This window comes from Streptomyces tremellae, from assembly GCF_039540215.1.
Classification (GTDB): domain Bacteria; phylum Actinomycetota; class Actinomycetes; order Streptomycetales; family Streptomycetaceae; genus Streptomyces; species Streptomyces tremellae.
In genome coordinates this window covers 1-23,487 of sequence record NZ_BAABEP010000052.1, presented here as the reverse complement: position 1 = coordinate 23,487, position 23,487 = coordinate 1, and the positions used below count along the sequence as shown (strand labels likewise).

General features: G+C 74.6%; 18 protein-coding genes and 1 pseudogene. 11 read left to right on the top strand and 8 right to left on the bottom strand.

What is annotated here, in order from left to right; all coding sequences use genetic code 11:
- Window positions 1-625: 625 nt before the first annotated feature.
- From ABEA77_RS26550 to ABEA77_RS26520, 7 genes are all read left to right on the top strand, one after another.
- Window positions 626-2,032 carry a hypothetical protein gene (locus ABEA77_RS26550; RefSeq protein WP_345652664.1) on the top strand — a complete coding sequence of 469 codons (1,407 nt, stop codon included), beginning with the start codon at window positions 626-628 and terminating at the stop codon, window positions 2,030-2,032.
- Window positions 2,033-2,061: 29 nt separating this feature from the next.
- Window positions 2,062-3,213 (top strand): glutamate ABC transporter substrate-binding protein, encoded by a 1,152-nt coding sequence (locus ABEA77_RS26545; RefSeq protein WP_345652661.1) that lies wholly within the window; start codon window positions 2,062-2,064, stop codon window positions 3,211-3,213.
- 74 nt (window positions 3,214-3,287) lie between these two features.
- A complete protein-coding gene (locus ABEA77_RS26540; protein WP_345652658.1) occupies window positions 3,288-4,661 on the top strand; it encodes a coiled-coil domain-containing protein in 1,374 nt (457 codons plus the stop codon).
- Window positions 4,658-7,519 (top strand): serine/threonine-protein kinase, encoded by a 2,862-nt coding sequence (locus ABEA77_RS26535; protein ID WP_345652654.1) that lies wholly within the window; start codon window positions 4,658-4,660, stop codon window positions 7,517-7,519. The genes ABEA77_RS26540 and ABEA77_RS26535 overlap by 4 nt, the downstream gene beginning before the upstream one ends.
- Window positions 7,520-7,522: 3 nt before the next feature.
- A complete protein-coding gene (locus ABEA77_RS26530; RefSeq protein ID WP_345652651.1) occupies window positions 7,523-8,917 on the top strand; it encodes a PP2C family protein-serine/threonine phosphatase in 1,395 nt (464 codons plus the stop codon).
- Window positions 8,918-9,228: 311 nt separating this feature from the next.
- A complete protein-coding gene (locus tag ABEA77_RS26525; protein WP_345652648.1) occupies window positions 9,229-10,557 on the top strand; it encodes a vWA domain-containing protein in 1,329 nt (442 codons plus the stop codon).
- A gap of 106 nt (window positions 10,558-10,663) precedes the next feature.
- On the top strand, window positions 10,664-11,938 hold the full coding sequence (locus ABEA77_RS26520; RefSeq protein ID WP_345652645.1) for an FHA domain-containing protein: 1,275 nt from the start codon (window positions 10,664-10,666) through the stop codon (window positions 11,936-11,938).
- 69 nt (window positions 11,939-12,007) lie between these two features.
- Here the strand turns inward: ABEA77_RS26520 and ABEA77_RS26515 are convergent, their stop codons facing one another.
- A complete protein-coding gene (locus ABEA77_RS26515; RefSeq protein ID WP_345652692.1) occupies window positions 12,008-12,937 on the bottom strand; it encodes a methyltransferase domain-containing protein in 930 nt (309 codons plus the stop codon).
- Window positions 12,938-13,091: 154 nt separating this feature from the next.
- On the opposite strand from ABEA77_RS26515, the gene ABEA77_RS26510 reads away from it, so the two are divergent.
- Complete coding sequence (locus ABEA77_RS26510) at window positions 13,092-13,496, top strand: globin (RefSeq protein ID WP_345652643.1); 405 nt, start codon at window positions 13,092-13,094, stop codon at window positions 13,494-13,496.
- Window positions 13,497-13,577: 81 nt separating this feature from the next.
- Here ABEA77_RS26510 and ABEA77_RS26505 read toward each other — a convergent pair whose 3' ends face one another.
- The 7 genes from ABEA77_RS26505 to ABEA77_RS26475 form a co-directional block, all read right to left on the bottom strand.
- Window positions 13,578-14,573 carry an N-acetylglucosamine kinase gene (locus ABEA77_RS26505; RefSeq protein WP_345652641.1) on the bottom strand — a complete coding sequence of 332 codons (996 nt, stop codon included), beginning with the start codon at window positions 14,571-14,573 and terminating at the stop codon, window positions 13,578-13,580.
- Complete coding sequence (locus tag ABEA77_RS26500) at window positions 14,570-15,937, bottom strand: 6-phospho-beta-glucosidase (RefSeq protein ID WP_345652638.1); 1,368 nt, start codon at window positions 15,935-15,937, stop codon at window positions 14,570-14,572. Before ABEA77_RS26500 ends, ABEA77_RS26505 begins: the two co-directional genes overlap by 4 nt.
- A gap of 6 nt (window positions 15,938-15,943) precedes the next feature.
- Window positions 15,944-16,846 (bottom strand): carbohydrate ABC transporter permease, encoded by a 903-nt coding sequence (locus ABEA77_RS26495; protein ID WP_345652635.1) that lies wholly within the window; start codon window positions 16,844-16,846, stop codon window positions 15,944-15,946.
- 3 nt (window positions 16,847-16,849) lie between these two features.
- Window positions 16,850-17,848: a carbohydrate ABC transporter permease gene (locus tag ABEA77_RS26490; protein WP_345652633.1), complete on the bottom strand. Its 999-nt coding sequence runs from the start codon at window positions 17,846-17,848 to the stop codon at window positions 16,850-16,852.
- Window positions 17,849-17,858: 10 nt separating this feature from the next.
- Window positions 17,859-19,202: an ABC transporter substrate-binding protein gene (locus ABEA77_RS26485; protein ID WP_345652630.1), complete on the bottom strand. Its 1,344-nt coding sequence runs from the start codon at window positions 19,200-19,202 to the stop codon at window positions 17,859-17,861.
- A gap of 177 nt (window positions 19,203-19,379) precedes the next feature.
- On the bottom strand, window positions 19,380-20,516 hold the full coding sequence (locus tag ABEA77_RS26480; protein WP_345652690.1) for an ROK family transcriptional regulator: 1,137 nt from the start codon (window positions 20,514-20,516) through the stop codon (window positions 19,380-19,382).
- A gap of 244 nt (window positions 20,517-20,760) precedes the next feature.
- Entirely contained in the window at window positions 20,761-21,813 is a 1,053-nt protein-coding gene (locus tag ABEA77_RS26475) for a mechanosensitive ion channel family protein (protein ID WP_425588394.1), read from the bottom strand.
- 239 nt (window positions 21,814-22,052) lie between these two features.
- On the opposite strand from ABEA77_RS26475, the gene ABEA77_RS26470 reads away from it, so the two are divergent.
- The 3 genes and pseudogenes from ABEA77_RS26470 to ABEA77_RS26460 form a co-directional block, all read left to right on the top strand.
- Window positions 22,053-22,589, top strand: coding sequence for an HNH endonuclease (locus ABEA77_RS26470; RefSeq protein ID WP_345652627.1), 537 nt, complete (start codon window positions 22,053-22,055; stop codon window positions 22,587-22,589).
- 321 nt (window positions 22,590-22,910) lie between these two features.
- Window positions 22,911-23,111: a hypothetical protein gene (locus ABEA77_RS26465; protein ID WP_345652686.1), complete on the top strand. Its 201-nt coding sequence runs from the start codon at window positions 22,911-22,913 to the stop codon at window positions 23,109-23,111.
- Window positions 23,112-23,487 (top strand): annotated as a pseudogene (locus ABEA77_RS26460) (4-alpha-glucanotransferase); the annotation flags it as partial.

Here is a 23,487-nt window from a genome sequence, read left to right as displayed (position 1 = left end):
GGGCCTGGCCGCTCTCCCTGGCCTCACCGTCGCACGGGCCTGACTCGCCCGGCCTCGCCGTCGCACGGGCCTGGCCGCTCTCCCTGGCCTCACCGTCGCACGGGCCTGACTCGCCCGGCCTCACCGTCCCCCCGCACCTGACCCGCCCGGCCGGCGCCCCGCCCGGCTCGGGCGCCATGGGCCCGGCGCCCCCGCCCGGCCCGGTCCTTCACGCGCACCCGGCCCGCCCCTCGCGGGGACGGCGCCCCGGGGCGCCGCGTGCGTGCACCGCCCGGATCCGAGGCGCGCCCGGGCCCCGGCCCTGCCCGGTCCTTCGGAGGCGGGACGACCGGTCCGGGAGCGTGTCAGGGCGGGCGCCCCCGGAGGACACGCCCGTAAGAGGGAAGCGGCCCGCGGCCTGGGGGCCGGCTCCGGGGCGGTGGTGGCGGGGTGGGGAACCGGTGCCCGCCTCCGCTGCGTGCTCGGAAGCAGAGGCCATACCGTACGCTTCTGCGGATGTCGGGCGGACAAGATCCAGTCAAGGCCGGTGCGCGCCGCCGGTCGTGACGGCCATACTGCTGACCGGGGCGCGCCCCGGCGTCCGCCGGGGGGCGGGACGACACCAGGACCTGAGGGGGAAGGTCGCGTGACACATCTGCCGAACACGGCGGCGCCGCCCGCGGGTCCCGGGCCCCCGCCGCCCCCGCCGCCCCCGCCGCCGTCAGGCGCGGGACCCGGCGGCCGCCGCGAGGCGTGGCGCGAGGCCGCCGTCCGCGTGCGCCGCGCGGCCCGCACGGAGCCGGGCAGGCTGCGCATCATCGGCGCCGGGCTCGCGCTCGCCGTCGTCGTGTTCGGCGCGGTCGCCGCCTGGCAGAGCGCCGACCGGTTCGCCTCGGCCGACGCGGTCGTCAGCCGGGGACAGACCGTCAAGGACACCGCCGACCTGTACGGCGCACTCGCCGACGCCGACACGCAGGCCGCCACCGGCTTCCTCTCCGGGGCCACCGAACCCGCCTCCGTGCAGGACGCCTACCGCGACGACATCGCCCGCGCCGCCGGGCTGCTCTCCGACGTCGCGGAGAACACCGAGCCCGGCAGCCGCTCCGCCGACCTGATCGCCGGCATCACCGAACAACTGCCCGTCTACACGGGCCTGATCGAGCGGGCCCGCGCGGAGAACCGCCGCGGCCTGCCGCTCGGCGGCGCCTACCTGCGGTACGCGAACGACCGGATGACCAGGCCGGGCGGGATCCTCCCGGACGCGGAGGCGCTCTACGAGGAGGAGAGCGGCCAGTTGCGCGCCCAGTCGGGCGACGCCCAGAGCTGGCCGTACGCGGCGCTCGCGCTCGGCGTGCTCGCCCTCGCCGCGCTGGCTGCCGCGCAGCGGCGCAACTACCGCCACACCCACAGGGTGTTCAACCGGGGCCTGCTCACCGCGACCGCCGCGTGCACGGCCGCCGTGCTGTGGCTGGTCGCGGCGCAGGCCGTCGGCGGCCTCGGCCTCGACAACGCCGACCGGCACGGCCAGCGCTCGCTGACCGCGCTCAACGCCGCCAGGATCAACGCCCTCAAGGCCCGCGCCGACGAGAGCCTGACGCTGGTCTCCCGCGGCTCCGTCGTCGCCGCCGACGGCAGGACCGACAAGTACGAGGTCGACTTCGGCGCCAAGACGAAGACGCTGGCCGCCGAGCTCGACCACGCGAGGGCGCTGGCCGCAGGCACCGGGGGCGCCGACCCCGTCACCGACGCCATCGCCGCCGTCACCACCTGGCAGGAGCGCCACAGGCGCGGCAGCGCTGACGGGGCCGCGGGCAGGTTCCAGGACGCCCGCGAGGCACTGGACGGCCCCGGCGCCACAAGCGAGCAGGCGTTCGACGACGTCAACACCGGGATCGCCACCGCGATCGGCTACGAGCAGCGCGAGTTCACCACCTCGGCGCGCGACGGCAGGGGCGCGCTCACCCTGGTCTGGCTCGGCGCCGCGCTGCTCGCGGCCCTCGCCGCCGTGAGCGCGATCCTCGGAGTGGGCCGCAGGCTTTCGGAGTTCCGGTGAGAGCGAGAGCGGGAACAAGAGGGGGAGCCATGGGTTCCGTGTCCGGCAGGCCCCGCGCGAGGGGCCGCCTCACCGCGGTCGGCGCCGCCTGCGCCGTGACCGCGGCGCTCGTCGCCGTCCCCCTCGTCCAGCACGGGGCCCAGCACGGGGCCCGGCCCGCGGCAGCGGACGCGGCGCATGCGGGGACGCCGCCGCACACCGCCCCGCACACGCCGCCGCACCCCTCCGGCGGCGCCGAGCAGGCCGCGGCCCGCACGGCCCCCGCGGCGCCCTCCCGGGAGGAGAAGTGCCCGAGCACCGGGCAGCCCGCCGAGGCGAGCGTCCCGGCTTCCACGGCCGGCGGGCCCACCCTCGACGCGATGCTCGCGCGCAAGGGCGACCAGCGCACACTCGTCGTCGGCGTCGACCAGAACAGCTACCGGTGGGGCTATCTGAACCCGGCGACCGACCAGTTCGAGGGGTTCGACATCGACCTGGCGCACGCCATAGCGAAGAACATCTTCGGGGACGCGGACGCCGTCACCTTCAAACCGGTGTCCACCGCGGAGCGCACGACCGCCCTCGCCAACGGCTCGGTCGACCTCGTGGTGCGGACCATGACGATCGCCTGCAACCGCCTGGACCAGGCCGAGTTCTCCACGGCCTACTTCACGGCGGGCCAGCAGGTGCTCGCGCCCAGGGACGGCTCGGGCATCACCGGCTACAACGAGTCGCTCAGCGGCAAGCGCGTGTGCACCGCGACCGGTTCGACGGCGGTGCAGGAGCTGGAGAAGGCCAACCCGTACCACGTCGTCTTCTGGGACAGGTCCAACGGCAAGGGCTACAACCCGCACCACGTCGACGCCGACGACCTCAGCGTCGCCAACCAGCTCGACTGCCTGGTACGGCTCCAACTCGGCCTGGTCGACGCCGTCATCACCGACAACGCGCTCGCCGCGGCACAGGCGGCGCAGGACCCGGCGGTCGAGCTCAAGGGCAAGAAGCCCTTCACCACGGAGTACTACGGCGTCGCCGCGAAACCGGGCGCCGACGACCTGGTCGCCCGCGTCAACTCCGTACTGGAGCAGTACCGTTCCGGTGGGGCCGCAAGCCCCTGGCGCAGGTCGTACGACAAGTGGCTGAAGGCGGAGCTCGGCCCCTCGGCGGGACCGCCCGCCCCCCTCTACCTGACCGGGCACTGACCCGGGCGGGCCGCGCGGCCGGCCGGCGCCGGAAGCGCGGGAACCACCCAGCACCACGAGCGGAGAGGTGATCGATGGGCGCCACGGGCCCCTTCCCCGACCCTTCGGGGACATCGCCGGGACCGGTGTTCGACCGGGACGAGGCGGACCGTGCCCTCGCTCGCCTGCACGCCGAGCACGAGGCGATAGAGACCTCGCTGCTCTCCCTCCAGGACCACGCGGGCCGCAGGCTGCTTGAAGGCGCGGAGCTCGCCGGCGTCACCAGGAGCCGCTGGGCGGCGACCGAGCAGTCGATCACCGTGCTGTGGACGTACTACGACGCCTACACCAAGGCGCTCGACGAGGCGGCCGCGCTGCGCGCCAGGCGCCGCTGGCCCACCAGGGACGACCTGGCGGAGCTCACGGAGCGGCTGCGCGGACCCTCCGTCACGGTCGGCGGCACGGGCGGCAGGCTCGCAGAACACTTCACGCTCGCCCAGCTCGTCGACCGGATGAACGAGCTGTACGCCGCGTCCCTCGACATGATCGTGGCGGCGGACGCGGTGTGGTCGGCGCTGCCCGCCCGGATCGACCTGCTCGCGGCGGAGCTGCGCCGAACCCGCTCCCTCGCGCACTCCGTCGGGGTGCGCCCAGGCGAGCACCCGGCGGGGGACGACCTCGCGGAGATCACCGACGAGCTCACCGCGCTGCGCGCCGAGGTGGTGTCCGACCCGCTCGCGTACTGGCGGCCGGCGCAGGGCAGTTCCGCGCCGGGCGGCGGAACGCCCGACACCCGGCGCTACGACCGGGCCGCCCGCGCCCTTGAGGACGTGCGGCGCGAGATCGAGGCGGTGCTCGAAGTCCGCAAGGACTCCGAGGAGCGGCTGCTGCGGCTGCGCGACGTCATCTCGCGCGCGGACCGCACGCTCACCGAGGCCCGCGCGGCACGCGGCGAGGTGCTCGCCAAGATCGCGGCGACGGAGGTGCCCGCGGTCAGCGGGCCCTCCTCGGTGCTGCACGAGCGGCTCTCGACGGCCGCCGAGTACCGCAGGAACGCGCAGTGGCACAGGCTCTCGCCCCTGCTGGAGGCGCTCGAACGGGACGCGGAGGACGAACTGCTGCGGGCCCGCGAGTCCTTGACGGCGGTCACCGCGCCGCTCGCGGTCCGCGCCGAGCTGCGCGGCCGGCTCGACGCGTACCGGGCGAAGGTGGCGCGGCTCGGCCTCGCGGAGGACCCGCTGCTCGCCGAGCGGTACGACGCGGCCCGCAGGATGCTGTGGAGCGCGCCCTGCGACCTGCGGGTGGCCGAGCAGGCGGTGCTGCGCTACCAGCACCTCGCCGCCGACCTCGCGGGGCAGGCGCGTGGACAGGCGACGGGGCAGGGGCCCGGGCAGGTGCCGGGCCAGCGCGGGCCCGCGGAGCAGTACGGGCACGACGGGGAACGCGACGGACGGGGGCAGCGGGGATGACGGGGGAGACGGGAAGCACGGCGCCGACACCGTGTCAGCGGCCGGACTGCGACGGCGCGTACGAGGACGTGGGCGGGGGCGAGCTCTACTGCGACACCTGCGGCCTCGCGCCCGTCGTCTCGCCCACGGGCGCGATCTCCTCCCCGCCGACCGGCCCCGCCGCCGGCCGCGCGGGCGGCGCGGGCGGCCCCACGTCGGGACCGCCGGGGGCGGGGGCGGGGGCGGGGGCGGGGGCGGGACCAGCCGTGTCAGAGGGACCGGCCGGGCCGGCGGGCGCGGCGACGGGTCCTGCCGGACCGGGGCACGCGGCCGGATCGGCGCCGGCGGCCGGGCCGCCCGGGAACGCCGGTTCCGGCGGGTCGACCGGGAACGCCGGGTCGACCGGGTCGACCGGGTCCGCCGGGGTCGCGGGCGGTGCGTCCTCGTCCCGGTCGGCTACCTCGCACAGGTCGGTCTCGGGGCGGCTCTCCCGGGGGCTCACGGGCGAGACCTCCGCCAGGTCCCTCTCCGTGCTCAGCTCGGGCAGCTCGGGCGCCGCATCGGGCCGCGGCGGGCTCGGCGCGGGCCTCGTCGCCGTGCCCGCCGTGCCCCGGCCCGACCCGCGCGACGCCGTCATGGAGCACGCCGAGGTCCCCGAGCGCAAGCGGTTCTGCTCGCGCTCCGACTGCGGCGCCCCGGTGGGCCGTTCGCGCGGCGGCCGTCCGGGCCGCACCGAGGGCTTCTGCACCAAGTGCGGCCACCCGTACTCGTTCGTGCCGAAGCTGCGCGCGGGCGACGTCGTGCACGGCCAGTACGAGATCGCCGGGTGCCTCGCGCACGGCGGCCTCGGCTGGATCTACCTCGCGGTCGACCGGGCGGTGGACGGCCGCTGGGTGGTGCTCAAGGGCCTGCTCGACACGGGCGACGCGGACGCGATGGCCGCGGCCGTGTCCGAGCGCAGGTTCCTCGCCGAGATCGAGCACGCCAACATCGTCCGCATCTACAACTTCGTCGAGCACCTCGACCCGCGCACCGGCTCGCTCGACGGCTACATCGTCATGGAGTACGTCGGCGGCAAGTCCTTGAAGGAGATCGCCAACGACCGCCGCTCCCCTCAGACCGGCCGCCGCGACCCGCTGCCGGTCGAGCAGGCGTGCGCGTACGGCATCGAGGCGCTCGGCGCCCTCGGCCACCTGCACAGCCGCCACCTGCTCTACTGCGACTTCAAGGTCGACAACGCCCTCCAGACCGAGGACCAGCTCAAGCTCATAGACATGGGCGCGGTGCGGCGGATGGACGACGACGAGTCCGCGATCTACGGCACCGTCGGCTACCAGGCGCCCGAGGTCGCGGAGGTGGGCCCGTCCGTCGCCTCCGACCTGTACACGGTCGCGCGCACGCTCGCCGTGCTCACGTTCGACTTCCAGGGCTACACCAACGTGTTCGTGGACTCGCTGCCCGACCCCGAGCACATCGAGGTGTTCCGGCGCTACGAGTCCTTCTACCGGCTGCTGGTCCGCGCCACCGACCCCGACCCGGCCCGCAGGTTCTCGTCGGCCGAGGAGATGGCCGAGCAGCTGACCGGGGTGCTGCGGGAGGTCGTGGCGCTCCAGACGGGCCGGCCGAGGCCCGCGCTGTCCACGCTGTTCGGGCCCGAGGTGCGGGTCGCGGACACCCGGCTGTTCGCCGAGCTCAAGGACGACGTGTCGCTGCTCGGCGCCCGCCGCGCGGTCTCCCGCAGGGCCCGCAGGGCGGCCCGCGCGCAGGCCGCCGCACCCGCCGTGGCCCCCGGCGTCGCGTGGGCGGACCCCGCGGTCGCCACGCTCCCGCCCGCCGGGGCGGGTGCCGGCGTGCCCGCGCAGCGCGGCCCGCTCCCCGCGCCGTACGCGGGCGCGCCGCGGGGCGGCGCCCAGGGCGCGGTCGCCGAGGCGCTGCGGCTCGTCCCCCTCGACGTCCGGGCGACCGTGCTCGCCCTGCCCGTGCCCCGGGTCGACCCGGGCGACCCGGACGCCGGGTTCATCGCGGGCCTGCTCGCCACCTCCTCGTACGGCGAGTTGATCGCCGCGCTGGACGTGGCGAAGCGGCAGACCTCGGGCGACGCGACGGAGGTGCGGCTGCGGGAGGTGCGCGCCCATCTGGAGCACGGCGACACCGCGGCGGCGGGGTCCGCGCTCGGGGCGGTGGAGTCCCGCCACCCCGACGCCTGGCGCGTCGTCTGGTACCGGGGCCTGATGGCCCTGGTGACGGGCGACCACGCCACCGCGGCACTCGCCTTCGACGCGGTCTACGACGCCTTCCCGGGCGAGCCCGCGCCGAAGCTCGCGCTCGGCCTGTGCGCCGAGGTGCTCGGCCAGCTCGACAACGCGGCGGAGTACTACCGACTCGTATGGGCGACGGACCCGAGCTATGTGAGCGCCGCGTTCGGGCTCGCCCGGGTGCAGCTGGCAGCGGGGGACAGGGACGGCGCCGTGGCGACCCTGGAGTCGGTGCCCGAGGCGTCCATCCACTTCACGGCGGCGCGGGTCGCGGCCGTACGGGCGCGGCTGCGCAGACGGATCGCGGCCGAGCCGCTGCTGCCCGACCTGACCGCCGCGGCCGGGCAGGTGGAGGCGCTGCGGCAGCTCGGGCTCGACGCGGTGCGCAGGGAGCAGTTGTCGGCCGAGGTACTCGGCACGGCCCTCGACTGGGTAATCTCCGGGGGCCGGGGCGCGCGGCCCGACACGGCCGCGACCCTCCTCGGCAGCAGTCTCGACGAGCGGGGCCTGCGGTTCGGCCTCGAACGCTCGTACCGGGCACTCGCCCGGCTCGCCCAGCGCGGCGAGGAGAGGATCGAACTGGTGGAGCGGGCCAACCGTTTCCGCCCCAGGACGTGGGTGTGAGTGATGGCGCAGAAGCACCAGCGGGACGTCAGCACCTCGCCCTGCCCCAACCCCGCCTGCCGCGAACCGGTGGAGCCGGGCGACCTGTTCTGCGGTGCCTGCGGGTACGACCTGGCGTCGCCGCCGCTGCCCGAGGAGGCGCCCCGCCGCGCGACGGCGGCGCCGGGCGGCGGCGCGGGTCCTGCCCGGGTCCCGTGGCCCCAGGCCCAGGCGGGCGGCGGGCCCGACGCCTCCGTCAGTACCCAGCACCCCGGCGACCTGCCGGGCGTCGACTCGCACGGCGCCAGGCTGTCCGCGGACACCGGCGACTTCGTGCTCCCGTCACCCGGAAGGGGCGCCCCGGCCCCGGGCGGCGGCCGCCCCGAGGCCCCCGTTCCTCCCGCGGCCCCCGCGCCGGAAGCGCCCGCCCCGGGCGTGCGCGCCGACCCGTCTGCGGACCCGCGCGCCGCCGAGCCTGCCGGGCCGCCGCCGGGCGAGGCGCTCTGCGTGGCCTGCCGGGCCGGCCGGGTCGACAGCGACGGCTACTGCGAGAACTGCGGGCACGCCCAGCCCCGCGAGCGCGACCACGTCGAGCGCGACCTCGGGGCCGTCGCCGCGGTCAGCGACCGCGGCCTGCGCCACCACCGCAACGAGGACGCGTTCGCCGTGTCCACCGCGGCGGCGGGCGACGGCACCCCCGCGGTGGTCGCCGTGGTCTGCGACGGCGTCTCCTCCGCCGCGCGCCCCGACGAGGCCTCGGCCGCCGCGTCCGCCGCTGCCAACGAGTCGCTGCTCGCTGCCCTGCCGCGCGGCACCCACCCGCAGCAGGCCATGCACGAGGCGATCGTCGCCGCGGCGCAGGCCGTCGACGACCTGGTCGGCAGCGCCCCCGCGGGGGAGTCGGGGCCCGGCAGGAACGCGCCGGCCTGCACCATCGTCGGCGCGGTCGCGCTCGGCGGCCTGCTGGTGGTCGGCTGGGTCGGCGACAGCCGCGCGTACTGGGTGCCCGACGACCGCACGGGCCCGGCGGCGCGGCTCACCGAGGACGACTCCTGGGCCGCGCAGATGGTGGCCGCGGGCCTGATGAGCGAGGCGGAGGCGTACGCCGACGAGCGGGCGCACGCCATCACCGGCTGGCTCGGCGCGGACGCGTACGAACTGGAGCCGCACACCGCCTCGTTCAAGCCGGACCGGCCCGGCACCGTCGTGGTCTGCACGGACGGGCTGTGGAACTACGCGGAAGGCGTGGAGGAGATGGCCCGCGCCGTGCCCCGGGACGCCTCGGCCAGGCCCCTGCACGCGGCGCGCGTCCTCGTCGGACACGCTCTCGACGGCGGGGGCCACGACAACGTAACAGTGGCGGTCCTGCCGTTCGCCCCGCCGGTGGCGGGGGCAGAATCCGCCTGCGCCGCGACCTGACCGCTCCGCCCCGATCTCCGCCCTTTGGTCCGGCGCCGCCCCCGCGGCGTGCGCGGCGTCGGTGCCGGCGCCCGGCACGGCCGCGCCCGCCCGTCCCCGGCGGGCGGGACCGCGCCGCCGCACTCCGCGGGCCGTCCGCCGCCGCGCCCCTGTACACCGGCGCGACCGGCGCGACCGCACGATCAGAAAGCCCGCACGACCCGCACGACCCGCACCGTCTCCCCCCGGACGCAGCCCCGCCCGACTCCACCAGATCCACGCCCGATCCCACCGATTGCGCCCCAGCGGGCCCAGTGCCGAGGAGCCGACCCATGGCGAACTTCTCCAAGCCGAACGCGCCGCAGTTCAGAGTCGACGTGTACCAGAACGAGTACCTCCCCGAGGGTGCCCGCGAGGTCAACGCGATCGCCACGGTGACCGCCACCGGTGGCGGCACAAGCGGCGGCCCCGCGGGCCGCGGTGCCGAAGCGGCCGTGGTGATCATGGTGGACTGCTCGGGCTCCATGGACTACCCGTCGGCGAAGATGCGCAACGCCCGCGAGGCGACCGCCGCGGCCGTCGCGACCCTGCGCGACGGCGTCTCCTTCGCCGTCGTCGCCGGCACCCACGTCGCCAGGGAGGTCTATCCCGGCGGCGGCCGGCTCGCCGTCGCCGACGCGGAGACCCGCTCGCGCGCCACCTACGCGCTGCGCTCCCTCAGCGCGGCGGGCGGCACCGCCATCGGCAGCTGGCTCCGGCTCGCCGGCCGGCTGCTCGCCACCGCGGACGTGCCGATCCGCCACGCCATCCTGCTCACCGACGGCCGCAACGAGCACGAGTCCCTCGAGGACCTGCTCGCCGCGCTCGACGCCTGTACGGGCCGCTTCACCTGCGACGCTCGTGGCGTCGGCACCGACTGGGAGGTCAAGGAGGTCACCGCGGTCGCCTCCGCGCTGCTCGGCACCGCCGACATCGTCGCCGACCCGGGCCGGCTGGCCGCGGACTTCACGCAGATGATGGAGACCGCGATGGGCAAGGAGGTCGCGGACGTCGCGCTGCGGCTGTGGACCCCGAAGGGCGCGCGGGTCCGTTTCGTCAAGCAGGTCGCGCCGACCGTGGAGGACCTGACCGGCAGGCGCGCCGAGTCGGGCCCGCGTTCCGGTGACTACCCGACCGGGTCCTGGGGTGACGAATCCCGCGATTACCACGTCTGTGTAGAGGTGCCGGAGGCCGCGGTCGGCCGGGAGATGCTGGCGGCGCGGGTCTCCCTCGTGCTGCCCGCGGTGCACGGCGCCGCCCCCGAAGTCCTCTCCCAGGGCCTGGTGCGGGCGGTGTGGACGGACGACATGGAGGCGTCCACGGCGATCAATCCGCAGGTCGCGCACTACACGGGCCAGGCCGAACTGGCCCAGGCGATCCAGCAGGGCCTGGACGCGCGCAAAGCGGGTGAATTCGACCGCGCCACGGCGAAACTCGGCCGAGCCGTGCAGCTCGCGGAGTCGTCGGGAAACGCCGATACGGCGAAATTGCTTGCGAAGGTGGTGGACGTGGTCGACGCCGCGACGGGTACTGTGCGACTGAAGGCGAAGGTTACGGAAGCGGACGAGATGACCCTGGAGACGCGCTCCACCAAGACCGTACGGGTCAAGAACAAGAAGTAGCCCGGCGGGGGAGCCACAGGGGGACGCCGCGCGCCGCGGCCGAGCACACCGCACGCACGACAGAGCGACGGCCACGAGGCCGGTGGAGAGAGGGGGAAGCGCAGCCATGCCGACCTGCCCCAACGGACATCAGTCGGGCTCCGACGACTGGTGCGAGGTCTGCGGCCATCGCATGGGCGGCGCCGCGGTACCGCCCCCTTCCGCGCCGCCCGGCTACGGCTACCCGCCGCCCGCGCCCGCCCCGGCGCCCGAGCTGTGCCCGCAGTGCCGCACGCCGCGCGAGGCCAACGCGCCGTACTGCGAGGAGTGCCGCTGGAACTTCCTCACCAACACCGCGACCTCGTACACGCCGCTCGCGCCGCGCACCACCCCGGGCCAGGGGCCCGGGGTCACACTGCCGCCCGGCTTCCAGACCCCGCCGCCCGGCCAGGCGCCGCCGCCGGGCCCGCCCCCGCAGGGCGGCCCGCACGAGCCGCCGTACGGCACGAGACCGCCCGGGCCGCCGTACGAGCCGTCCGGCACGCGGCCCTCGCAGATCAACCGGCCCGCCGAGCCCCTGCTCTCCGAGCCCGCGCCCGGCCCAGGGCCCTCGGCCGGGCGGCCCGGCGGCCCCGACGACGGCTGGGGCGCGCCGCCGCCCCGCCCGCCGCGCTTCGAGCGGGTGTCGCCCCCGCAGGCCCCCGGACGCGCTGACGACGACTGGCCGCCCGCGCAGGCTCCGGGCCGCCCCGCCGACGATGACTGGCCGCTCCGGCAGGCCCCGGGCCGCCCCGACGGCGACTGGCCGCCCGCCCCGCCGTCCTTCGACGGCGGCGCGCCCCGGCCGCCCGCTCCGCCCGCGGCCGACAACGACTGGACGCTGCCGCCGCCCTCGCTCGACCGGCCGTTCCCGCCCCCGCCCGGCATGGAGCACCCGGAACCTGGACAGGACGGCCGCGAGGGCTCCGTGCCGCAGCAGCCGGGGTACGGGGCGCCGGCCAGGTGGGCCGTGGTGATCGGGCCCGACCGCGAGTACTTCATGGCGATGATGCACCGCAGCGGCCCCGAGGCCGCGGGCCTCAACCTGCCCGCGTACTCGCCCGAGCAGCACATGCCGCTCACCGGCAACCAGATCACCATCGGCCGCCGCAGGCACTCCACGGGCGAGTCGCCCGACATCGACCTCGCCGTGCCGCCCGAGGACCCGGGCGTCTCGCACCAGCACGCGATGCTCGTGCAGCAGCCGGACGGCGGCTGGGCCGTGGTCGACCAGAACTCGACCAACGGCACCACTCTCAACGGCGGCGAGGAGCCTATACAGCCCTATGTGCCGGTCCCGCTGAACGAGGGCGACCGGGTGCACGTCGGGGCCTGGACGACCATCAGGATCGTCCGGGACTGACCGGGACTGACCGGGGTTGACCGGGGCTGACTGTGATCGACCGGGACGGCCCCGGCCGCCCGCGCGCGCTCAGATCTCGGGCAGCGGCCAGACGTGCGGCCCGCGCGGGTCGTCCAGCCAGGCCCACTGGCCCTCGCGGGTGACGGTGACGCCGAAGCGGTCCCTGCGCGGCCGGCGCTCGTGGCGCCACAGCCGGTACGCCTCCTCGGGCGTGAGCGCCTCCGCGCTGAGCGCGAGCAGGAAGCGGAACAGGTCGTTCGAGAGGGCGTGCGGCGGCAGCCCCGCGGCAGGCTCCGGGCTGCCCGCCGCGGGCGCGCCCCGCAGCGCCACGAAGAACGCCGAGGTGGCGAGGAACGGCCCCCGGGCCACCCGCCCGTCGGGCGTGTCCGCGACCCGCAGGCTCACCAGCCCGGTGGCGAGCGGCGCGACGATCCGGGCGCCGGGCGCCGCCTGAGCGACCCAGGCGCGCGGCACGGACGGCAGTGCGCAGGTCGCCAGGATCCCGTCGAACGGCGCGCGCTGCGGACAGCCGCGGGCGCCGTCGCCGGTGACGACCAAGGGCCGGTAGCCGGCCGCCGCCAGGTGGTTGCGCGCGGACTCGGTGATCTCCGGGTCCAGGTCGACGGTGGTGACCCGGCCGTCGCCGAGCCGGTGGGCGAGCAGCGCCGCGTTGTAGCCGGTGCCCGCGCCGATCTCCAGCACCCGGTCGCCGTCGCGCACGTCGAGCGCGGCGAGCATCAGCGCCATCAGCGACGGCTGGCTGCTCGACGAGATCAGCCGCCCGTCGCGCATCCGCGTGCCGAGCGCGGTGTCCGCGTACGCCCCGTCCAGCCAGCGCCACCGGGTCTCCGGGTCCGGGTCCCCCGACCACAGCCGCCTGCTCCCGCCGCTGCCCTCGACGTAGTAGTACGGCACGAACAGATGGCGCGGCACCGCCTCGAAGGCCGCGCGCCACGCGGGGTCGGGCAGCGCCCCGGCCGCGGCCATGCCGCGCACCATCGCCGCCCGCGCCTGGGCGGCGTGCGCCTCCTCGTCGTATCCCGTTCCCGCCACCCCTCCACTGTCGGCCCTGGGCCGCGCGGGGGCGAGCGCGTGCCCCTGGGCGGGTCCTAGGACCAGGGCCCTGGGCCGGGCCGTCTGCGACCATGGAGGGGTGACAGAGATCAGGCACGGCACGCTGAGCGAGCAGACGTTCTACGAGCAGGTGGGCGGCGAGGAGACGTTCCGCCGCCTCGTGCACCGCTTCTACGAGGGAGTGGCGGAGGACCCGCTGCTGCGTCCCATGTACCCGGAGGAGGACCTCGGGCCCGCCGAGGAGCGTTTCCGGCTGTTCCTGATCCAGTACTGGGGAGGCCCGCGCACCTACAGCGAGCGGCGCGGCCACCCCCGGCTGCGGATGCGGCACGCGCCGTTCCCCGTGGACAGCGCGGCCCGCGACGCGTGGCTCGCCAGGATGCGGGTCGCGGTCGACGAACTCGGCCTCGCCGAGGAGCACGCGCAGCAGCTCTGGCAGTACTTCACGTTCGCCGCACAGTCGATGGTCAACACCCCGGGCTGAGGCCCGGGGCGCGGAACAGGGTCCGGGCCCCGGCCGCGCCTCGGGGCTGCGACCGGGGCCCGGGGCTTCGGGCCGCGCGCCTCAGCGCGTGTAGTGCGCCGCGAGGCGGGCGTGCGCGGCCGACGGCGCGCCGACGTGGTCGAGGCCGAGCAGCCCCGCGCCCAGCACGGGCGGGGCCGTCACCACGTCGATGACCGCCTTCGGCGCGCGCTCGGCGAGGAGTTCGGCGATCCGGGCGTCGAGCCGCGGGTGGCGGGCGGCGAGCACCCCGCCGCCGAGCAGCACGGGCGCGGGCTCGTCCAGCAGGTCCAGCTTGCCGAGCGCCACGGCCGCCATCACCACGACCTCCTCGGCAAGCCGGTCCACCAGCGACCCGGCGACCGCGTCGCCCGCCGCGGCCGTCGCGAACAGCACCGGCGTCAGTTCGTGCCGGCGCGCGCTGTCGATGCGCCCCAGGTGCAGCGCCTCGATCAGCTCGTACATCGTGCCGAGGCCGAAGTGGGCGGGGAGCGTGCGGGCCAGCTCGGTGGGGCCGCCCCTGCCGTCCTCGGCGCGCGCCGCGTGCCACAGCGCCGCAAGCGCGAGGCCGCTGCCGCCGCCCCAGTCCCCGGAGATCTGGCCGATCGCGGGGAAGCGCGCGGTGCGGCCGTCGGGCCGCATGCCCACGCAGTTGATGCCGGCGCCGCACACCACGGCCACGCCGCGCGGCGCGTCCCCGCTCGGCAGCCCCGCCCGCAGGATCGCGAAGGTGTCGTTGCGCACGTCGGTGGTGGCGCTCCAGCCCCGCTCCTGGATCGCCGCGGCCAACTGCTCCTCCTCCACGGGGAGATCGGCGTTGGCGAGGCACGCCGACAGGTGCCCGGCCACGCCGGACGCGGGCAGCCCCGCGTCCGCCGCGGCGGCGGCCACCGCCACCGCGAGGGTGTCGATGGCCGCCCGTACGCCGACGACCGGCGGCTGGAAGCCACCGCCGCGCGCCGCGCCGAGCACCGACCCGTCGGCGCCGACGACGGCCACGTCGGTCTTGCTGTTCCCCGCGTCGACCGCGAGGACGGCCGGCGGGGACGTGTCGCTCATGCCCACGCCAGGTGCTCCCGGTTGTGGGCGATCAGTTCGTCGGTGAGCTTCTCCGCGTACGCGAACTGCCCGACCAGCGGGTTGGCGAGCAGCGCGTCGTAGACCCGGTCGCGGCCGCCGCGCAGCGCGGCGTCGAGCGCCAGGTCCTCGTACGCCGTGGCGTGCGCGATCAGGCCGGCGTACAGCGGCTCGACGGGCGCGACCGGCAGCGGACGCGCGCCCTCGGCCGTGATCTCGGCCTGCACCTCGATCACCGCGTCGTCCGGCAGGAACGGCAGCGTGCCCCCGTTGCGGGTGTTCACGACCTGCACCTTGCTGCCCGCCCGTCGCCCACCACCACCCTCGACGGAAGCTCCTCCGGAGCCGCTGTCTGCCCGTCGCCCACCACCATCCTCGACGGAAGCTCCTCCGGAGCCGCTGTCCGCCCCGGCGAGCAGCGACGCCGCGAGGTCCACGGCCGCCTCCGAGTAGTACGCGCCGCCGCGCTTGGCGAGCAGCGCGGGCTTCTCGTCCAGCGCGGGGTCCCCGTACATCTCCAGGAGCTGCTTCTCCATCGCCGCCACCTCCGAGGCGCGCGACGGCTTGGTGCGCAGCTCGCGCACCACCTCGTCGTGCGCGTAGTAGTAGCGCAGGTAGTACGAGGGGACGACACCGAGCCGCTCGATCACGGCACGCGGCATGTGCAGGTCGTCCGCGATCGCGGCGCCGTGCTCGGCGAGCAGCTTCGGCAGCACGTCCTCGCCCCCGGGGCCGCCGATGCGCACCGCGCGCTCCCAGGTGAGGTGGTTGAGGCCGACGTGCTCCAGGTGCACCTCGGACGGCGAGACGCCCAGGTGTCCCGCGAACTTGCGCTGGAATCCGATGGCGACGTTGCACAGCCCGACGGCCTTGTGGCCCGCCTGGAGCAGCGCCCGCGTCACGATGCCGACCGGGTTGGTGAAGTCGATGATCCACGCGTCCGGGTTGCTGCGGCGCACCCGCTCCGCGATGTCGAGCACCACGGGCACCGTGCGCAGCGCCTTCGCGAGGCCGCCCGCGCCGGTGGTCTCCTGGCCGACGCAGCCGCAGGTGAGCGGCCAGGTCTCGTCCTGGTCGCGGGCGGCCTGGCCACCGACGCGCAGCTGGAGCAGGACGGCGTCCGCTCCGTCCACGCCCGCGTCCAGGTCGTCCGTGGTGGTGATGCGGCCGGGGTGGCCCTGCTTGGCGAAGATACGGCGGGCGAGCCCACCCACCAGGCCGAGGCGGTCGGCAGCCGGGTCGACGAGCACCAGCTCCTCGATCGGCAGGGTGTCCCTCAGCCGCGCGAATCCGTCGATGAGTTCAGGGGTGTAGGTGGATCCTCCGCCTACCACTGCGAGCTTCATGGTTCCTTAGCCCTTTACTCCGGTGAGGGTGACGCCTTCGACGAAGGCCTTCTGTGCGAAGAAGAACACGACGATGACGGGGGCCATGACGAGCAGGGTCGCGGCCATCGTGATGTTCCAGTTGACGCTGTGGGCGCTCTTGAAGGATTCCAGGCCGTAGCTGAGGGTCCAGGCGCCAGGGTTCTGGGAGGCGTAGATCTGCGGGCCGAAGTAGTCGTTCCAGCAGTAGAAGAACTGGAACAGCGCCACGGCCGCGATGCCGGGCTTCGCCATCGGCACCACCACCCGCAGCAGCGTGCGCAGTTCGCCGCAGCCGTCGACCTTCGCCGACTCGATGTACTCGTTGGGGATGGTCAGCAGGAACTGCCGCAGCAGGAAGATCGAGTACGCGTCGCCGAACGCCATCGGGATGATCAGCGGCCACAGTGAGCCCGACAGGTGGAACTGCTGCGCCCACACCAGGTACATGGGGATCACGATGACCTGCGGCGGCAGCATCATCGTCGAGATGACGAGGATCATCGCCATCCTGCGGCCCCGGAAGCGGAACTTGGCGAGCGCGTAGGCGACGGGCGTGGACGACAGCACCGTGAAGGCCGTGCCGAGGACCGCGTACAGCAGGGAGTTCTTCCACCAGCCGAGGAAGCCGGGGGTGTTCCACACCGTCGCGTAGTTCGACCAGTGCCAGGAGTGCGGCCACAGGTCGCTGGTGAGGGCCTGCTGGTCGCTCATCACCGAGGTGAGGAAGACGAAGACGAACGGCAGCACGAAGAAGAGGGCGGCGGCGATCGCCAGCGCGTGCACGCCGATCCAGTGCAGGACCCTCCTGCGGCGGTGCGCGGTGGCGCCGCCCGGGTCGGCGCCGCGTACCGGCGCGGTGCGCGGCGGGTTCAGTGTGGTGGTGGTCATCTCTCAGTCCTCCGCCGGGATCAGGCCCGCGTTCTTGCGCATCAGGAGCAGGGTCACGGCCATCGCGATGACGAACAGCACCAGCGAAAGCACGCACGCCGCGCCGGTGTTGAAGTTCTGGAAGCCCAGCTGGTAGACGAGCTGGGGCACGGTCAGCGTGGAGTGGTCGGGGTAGCCGGGCTGGACGACCGAGCCGGGGCCGATGGAGACCCCGGACGCGATCTTCCCCGCGACCAGGGCCTGCGTGTAGTACTGCATCGTCTGCACGACGCCCGTGACCACCGCGAACAGCACGATCGGGGTGATCGCGGGCCAGGTCACGTAGCGGAACTTGGACCAGGCGCCCGCGCCGTCGAGGTCGGCGGCCTCGTACTGCTCGCGCGGCACGTCGAGCAGCGAGGCCATGAAGATCACCATCAGGTCGCCGACGCCCCACAGGCCGAGCAGCACCAGCGAGGGTTTCGCCCAGGCCGGGTCGTTGAACCAGGTGGGGCCGTGGATGCCGGCCCAGCCGAGCACCCGGTTGACCGGTCCCGTCGACGGGTTGAGCAGGAAGACGAAGGCGACGGTCGCGGCGACGGGCGGCGCGAGGTACGGCAGGTAGAAGGCGGTGCGGAAGAACCCGACGCCCGTCTTGACCTTGGTGATGAGCAGCCCGATGCCCAGGCCGAACGCCACCCGCAGCGCCACCATCACGACGACCAGCCAGATCGTGTTCCACAGGGCGGGCCCGAACAGCGGCATCTGCGCGAGCACGTACCTCCAGTTGCGCAGGCCCACGAAGGACGGCTGCTCGATCTGGTTGTAGTGCATGAACGAGAAGTAGACGGTCGCGATCAGCGGATAGCCGAAGAAGACGGAGAAGCCGATCAGCCAGGGCGAGAGGAAGCCGAGCACCTTGAGCCGGTGCTTGGCGCGCTTGCGCCGCAGTGTCGTGTCCGGCCGGTCGCCGGTGCCGGTCCGCGCGGACGCGCCGGTCGCGGACGGGAGGGAGACTGCCATGTCCTGCTCCTCAGCTCTCCGACTGGAGGTTGTCGGCGTCGATCTGCCGGTCGAGCTTCTTCAGACCCGCGTGGAGGTCCTTCACGCCGCCCTCCTCCTCGGAGAACGAGAAGTCCTGGAAGGAGGTGATGTACATGCCGCCGTTCTCCGACGGCGGGATCGCGGAGCTGTACCTGTTCTGCGCGATCTTGATGAACGCCCGGAAGTTCGGGTCGGGCGTCAGCCTCGGGGAGGCGAGTGCGGCGTTCGTCGAGGGCACGTTGTGGATGTCGTTGGCGAAGTCCACCACCTGGTCGGTGTCGGTCGTCAGGAACTTCACCAGCTCCCACGCCGCGTTCTGGTGCGTGCTGCTGTGCGCGATGCCGGTGACGGTGCCGGTCAGGTAGCCGCGCCCGTAGGTGTTCGCCTGGTCGTCGGGGACCGGCAGCGGCGCCACGCCCCAGTGGAACTTCGCGCCCGCCTCCTTGAGCATCAGGCCGCGCCACTCGCCGTCCATGTGCATCGCGAGCTTGCCCTGGAGGAAGGCGTTGCCGTCCGAGTACTCGTCGCCGAAGCCGGCCCGCAGGTTCTCCAGCTTCGCGTGGCCGCCCTCGGCCGCCGAGATGTCGTTCATCGCCGTGAAGAACTGCGTGACCTTCGGGTCGTCCGCGAGTTGCGCCTTGCCGTTCTTGTCGAAGTAGGTGGGGCCCCACTGGGCCAGCATGCGGTCGGGGCTGTTCTGGTACAGGCGGAAGTCGGGCATGAACCCGGCGCGGGTGATCGCGCCGTTCTTCGCGTGCACCGTCAGCTTGACCGCGTCGGCCCTGAACTCGGACATGGTCTTCGGCGGGGAGGTGATCCCGGCGGCCTTGAAGTCGTCCTTGTTGTAGTAGAGCCCGTACGCGTCGGCCAGCAGCGGCAGCGCGCACTGGTCGCCCTCGTACTGGGTGTAGTCGAGCAAAGTCTTCGGGAAGACCTTCGCCTTGTCGATGCCGTCCTTCTTCATGAACGGGTCGAGGTCGGCCCACATCCCGGACGAGCAGTACTGGCCGACGTTGTTCGTGGTGAAGGACGTCACCACGTCGGGGGTGTCGGAGCCGCCGGCGCGCAGCGCCTGGTTGATGGTGTCGTCCGAGACGTTCCCCGTGGACTTGACCTTGATGTTGGGGTGGAGCTTCTCGAAGCGGGCGATGCTCGCGTCGATCGCCTTGACCTCGTTCGGGTCCGACCAGCCGTGCCAGAACTTCAGCGTGACCGGCTTGCTCGGATCGTCGGTGGCGCTGCCCGTGCTCGGATTGGCACATCCGGCGAGCAGCAGTGCCGCGGCGGCGCCGAGTGCCACGGGCACGCAGGAGCGTATACGCCAACCTGCCATGTCGGACTTCCTTTGCGAGGAGGGGTGAACGGGAGATATATGCCGGTTGTTGGCCTGACCGGCACATTTCGCGGCTGTGGGGGTGGCGGGGACCGCGCGGCGGCCCCTGGGAGGGCGCGTCGGACGGTTGTCGTGGGGGCGCGGGGCCTGCCGCGCCGGACCGGGCGGGGCGCGGGCCTACCGCGCGGCGTCGAAGCGGCTCGTGTCGAAGACGGCGTCCCTCGCCTGGTGGAGCGCCGTGCGCAGCGCCCCCGTCAGGATCGGGTCGCCGTCGATGTCACTGATCCGCAGCAGGGGTCTCGGCAGCGCGAGCCCGGACAGTTCTTCGTGCACCGCCGCGCGCAGCGCCTCGCCGCCCGCCTGGGCGACGGAGCCGGAGAGCACGACGAGTTCGGGGTCGACCACCGCGACGACTGCGGCGATACCGGTGGCAAGGCGCTCGGCGACGATCCCCAGCACCGCCGGGTCGGCGAGCGCCTCGGTGAGCGGCGCGCCGCCCGCGAGCGCCCGTACGGCGACGGCGGAGACCTGGCTCTGGAAGCCGCCGCCCGCGTCGTCCTCGGCCCAGGCCGCCGAGCCGCCGCGGGCCAGCGGGGCGCCGGGCAGCGGCATGTAGCCGATCTCGCCCGCGCCGCCCGTGGCGCCGCGCAGCAGGGTGCCGCCGAGCACGATCGCCGCGCCGACGCCCCGGTCGAGCCAGGTCAGCACGTAGTCGTCGAAGTCCTGGGCGGCGCCCTCGTCCTGTTCCGCGAGCGCCGCGAGGTTCACGTCGTTCTCGATGACGACGGGCGTGCCGAGCACCTCGGCGAGGTCGCCGAGGAGGGTGCGGGAGTGCCAGCCCGGCAGGTGCGGTGCGTACCGCAGCTCGCCGGTGGCGCGGTCCAGCGAACCGGGGGTGCCGATCACCGCGCAGTGCAGGTCGCCGTGGCCGAGTCCGGCCTCGGCGAGCGCGCCGTCCACGGCCTCGGCGACCAGCTGGGCCGTCCTGCCGCGCACGTCCTCGGCTCCGGCCTCCGCCTCGACCCTGCTGGTGCCGACCACGGTGCCGGTGATGTCGGCCACCTGGGCGCTGATGCCGGTGTGCCCCACGGCGAGCGCGGCGACGTGCGCCGCGGTGGGCTCGATCTCGTACAGGGCGGCGTTGGGTCCCGGCCGGCCGCTGACCCGGCCGGTGGTGCGCACCAGGCCCGCGGCCTCCAGGCGGTTCAGCAGCTGGGAGGCGGTGGGCTTGGAGAGGCCGGTCAGCTCGCCGATCCTGGTCCTGGTCAGCGGGCCGTGCGCGACGAGCAGGTCGAGTGCCGCGCGGTCGTTCATCGCCCGCAGCACCCGGGGAGTGCCCGGAGAAGGTGTCGTCGTGCTCACGCCCGGACCCTGTTTCCTCGACTGGTGGATTGACCCGACTGGAGTGACCCGTTCACTGTTAGGAAGGTTTCCTAATCGGTTGCGAGGAACGTATGACCCACGTAAGGGCGGCGTCAATACCCCAAAACCCCAAATCATCGGCTTTTCCCGCGGCGACCACAGTGTTACGCCGCGGCCACGCGCTCCGGACCAGCGGTCACTGCGGGTTGGCCGGTCCTGGCGCGGGCGCCGCCTCCGCGGGCCCCGCGGCGCTCTCGGCCGCCGCGCCCCCGGCCGGCTCCTCGGCGGGCGGTGCCGCCGCGCCGCCCACGATGCTGATCCCCGCCGCGTCGAACGCCCGCTTGATGCGCCAGCGAAGCTCGCGCTCCACCCCGGACGACTTCCCCGGCATCGTCTTCGCCGAGACCCTTATCACCATCGAGTCGAGCTGCACGGAGTCGAGGCCCAGCACCTCGACCGGCCCCCACAGCCGCTCCGACCAGGGCTCGTCCTTGGCCAGCTGCTCGGCGGTGGCGAGGATCACGGACTTCACCCGGTCCAGGTCCTCACGGGGCCGCACGGCCACGTCGACGCCCGCCGTCGCCCACCCCTGGCTGAGGTTGCCTATCCGCTTGACCTCGCCGTTGCGCACGTACCAGATCTCGCCGCCCTCGCCGCGCAGCTTCGTCACCCGCAGCCCGACCTCGATGACCTCGCCCGACGCCACCCCCGCGTCGATGGTGTCCCCCACGCCGTACTGGTCCTCAAGGATCATGAAGACGCCGGAGAGGAAGTCCGTCACCAGGTTGCGCGCGCCGAAGCCGAGCGCCACGCCCGCCACCCCCGCGGAGGCGAGCAGCGGCGCCAGGTTGATGTTGAGCGCCCCCAGCACCATCAGCGCCGCCGTGCCGAGGATCAGGAACGACGTGACGGAGCGCAGCACCGAGCCGATCGCCTCCGAGCGCTGTCTGCGCCGCTCCGCGTTGACCAGCAGACCGCCGAGCGCGGTGCCCTCGACCGCCTGCACGCTGCGGTTCATCCGGGCGATCAGCTTGGTCAGGGCCCTGCGCACCAGCTGTCTCAGCACCAGAGCGATCAGGATGATCAGAATGATGCGCAGCCCGACGCTCAGCCACGTTGACCAGTTCTGCCCGACCCAGCTCGCGGCGTCGTTCGCCCGCTGGGCGGCCTCGCCGATGCCGTCCGCCGTCGGGCTCGGACCGGGGCTCGGGGCGGCGAGCGGAACGCCGGTCGGCACGGACCAGAACACGACGAAACCTCCAGAAAACGCCGGGCGGCGGGGTCCACCACACTAACGGCCGACCGGGGCCGCCCCGCTCCCGCAGGGGAGGGGAGAGACACGGCTCACGCGGGAAGGATCGGCCTGTGGTCGAAAACACGGTGCGCCCGTTACCCGGTCGTAGTGGCGTTCCGGCCAGGCATGAGGGGAAACTGAGAGCAGATCGTCCCGGCGCGAGCCACGCGTCGCCGGCGTTATAGGAGGCATCCGTGCCGCATGTCCTGGTCCTCAACGCGTCGTACGAGCCGCTCGGCGTCGTACCGCTCCGCCGCGCGCTCGTCCTCGTCCTGGAGAACAAGGCGATCTCCATGGAGGAATCCGGCGCCTTCCTGCACAGCGCGACACGGGTCGTGTCCGCGCCCAGCGTGATCCGGCTCAAGCGCTTCGTGCGGGTCCCCTACCGGGGGCCCGTGCCGCTCACCCGCCGCGCCCTGTTCGCCCGCGACGGCGGACGCTGCATGTACTGCGGTGGCATCGCAACCAGCGTCGACCACGTCATCCCCCGCAGCAGGGGCGGCCGGCACGCCTGGGACAACGTGGTGGCCGCGTGCCGCCGCTGCAACCACGTCAAGGCCGACCGGCACCTGCGCGAGCTCGGCTGGCGGCTGCACCAGCAGCCCGCCCCGCCCTCCGGCCTCGCCTGGCGCATCATCGGAACAGGCCACCGGGATCCGCGCTGGCTGCCGTACTTGCAGCCCTACGGCGCGGAGGCCGCGATGGCCCGGATCGACGGCGTTTCCGCCTGAGGCCGGGCCACTGTCGTACCCGGCCCCGCCCAGGGCCGGGTACGCCTCCGGCATGCGGCCGTACGGCACAGGGCCGCCCCGCGCCGCGCGGTCCGCGCCCTGCCGCGCCGGCGCGTTCCGGGTGCCGCCGCGCGCCCCCGAGCGTGAGACGCTGCACCTTCACCATCCGTACACGTCTGCGGACGCGCCCGCTGGGTAGGCCTGACGAGGTCCGGATACCGCACCCTCTGGAGGCACCCCGTGGCCGTCGTCGTCCGCAAGCCCGCCCGCTCGTCCGCCAAGTCGCCCAAGCCGGCAGGTCAGCCCTCCAAACGACGGGCACTGTGCGCACCCGCCGTACCGGCGCAGAGCCGCACAGTGCCCGCCTCCGCGCACCTGTCCGCCGCCCCCCTCACCAGCGAACCCCCGCTCGCCGACGCCGCCCCGCTGACCAGCGAGCCGCCGCTCGCCGAGACCGCCCCCCTCACCAGCGAACCGACCGCGCCGGGCCCGGCCGTCGGCACGGAGCCCGCAGGAGTCTGAATGGGCCTGGCCCGTCTGGCCGAGCTGTACGGCGTCGCCACGGCGTACGCCCCGTCCCCCGACACCGAGGTGCCCGTCGCCGACGCGACGGTGGTCGAGGTGCTCGCCGCCCTCGGTGTCGACGCGGCCACGCCCGAGGCGGTGGCCGCCGCGACCGCCGCGGCCGAGCGGGACGCCGCCGTACGCCTGCTGCCGCCCACCGTCGTGCTCTGGTCGGACGGGCCCGCCCCCGCCTGGGCCGCCGCCCTGCCGCGTGACACCGCGCTCACCGTCACGTTCGAGGACGGCGGCGCCGCGCAGCTGGCGGCGGACGGCGTGGGCGGGCTGCGCGGCGCCGCCTCCGCCGCGCCCGCCGCCCTGCCGAGCGGCGTGCACC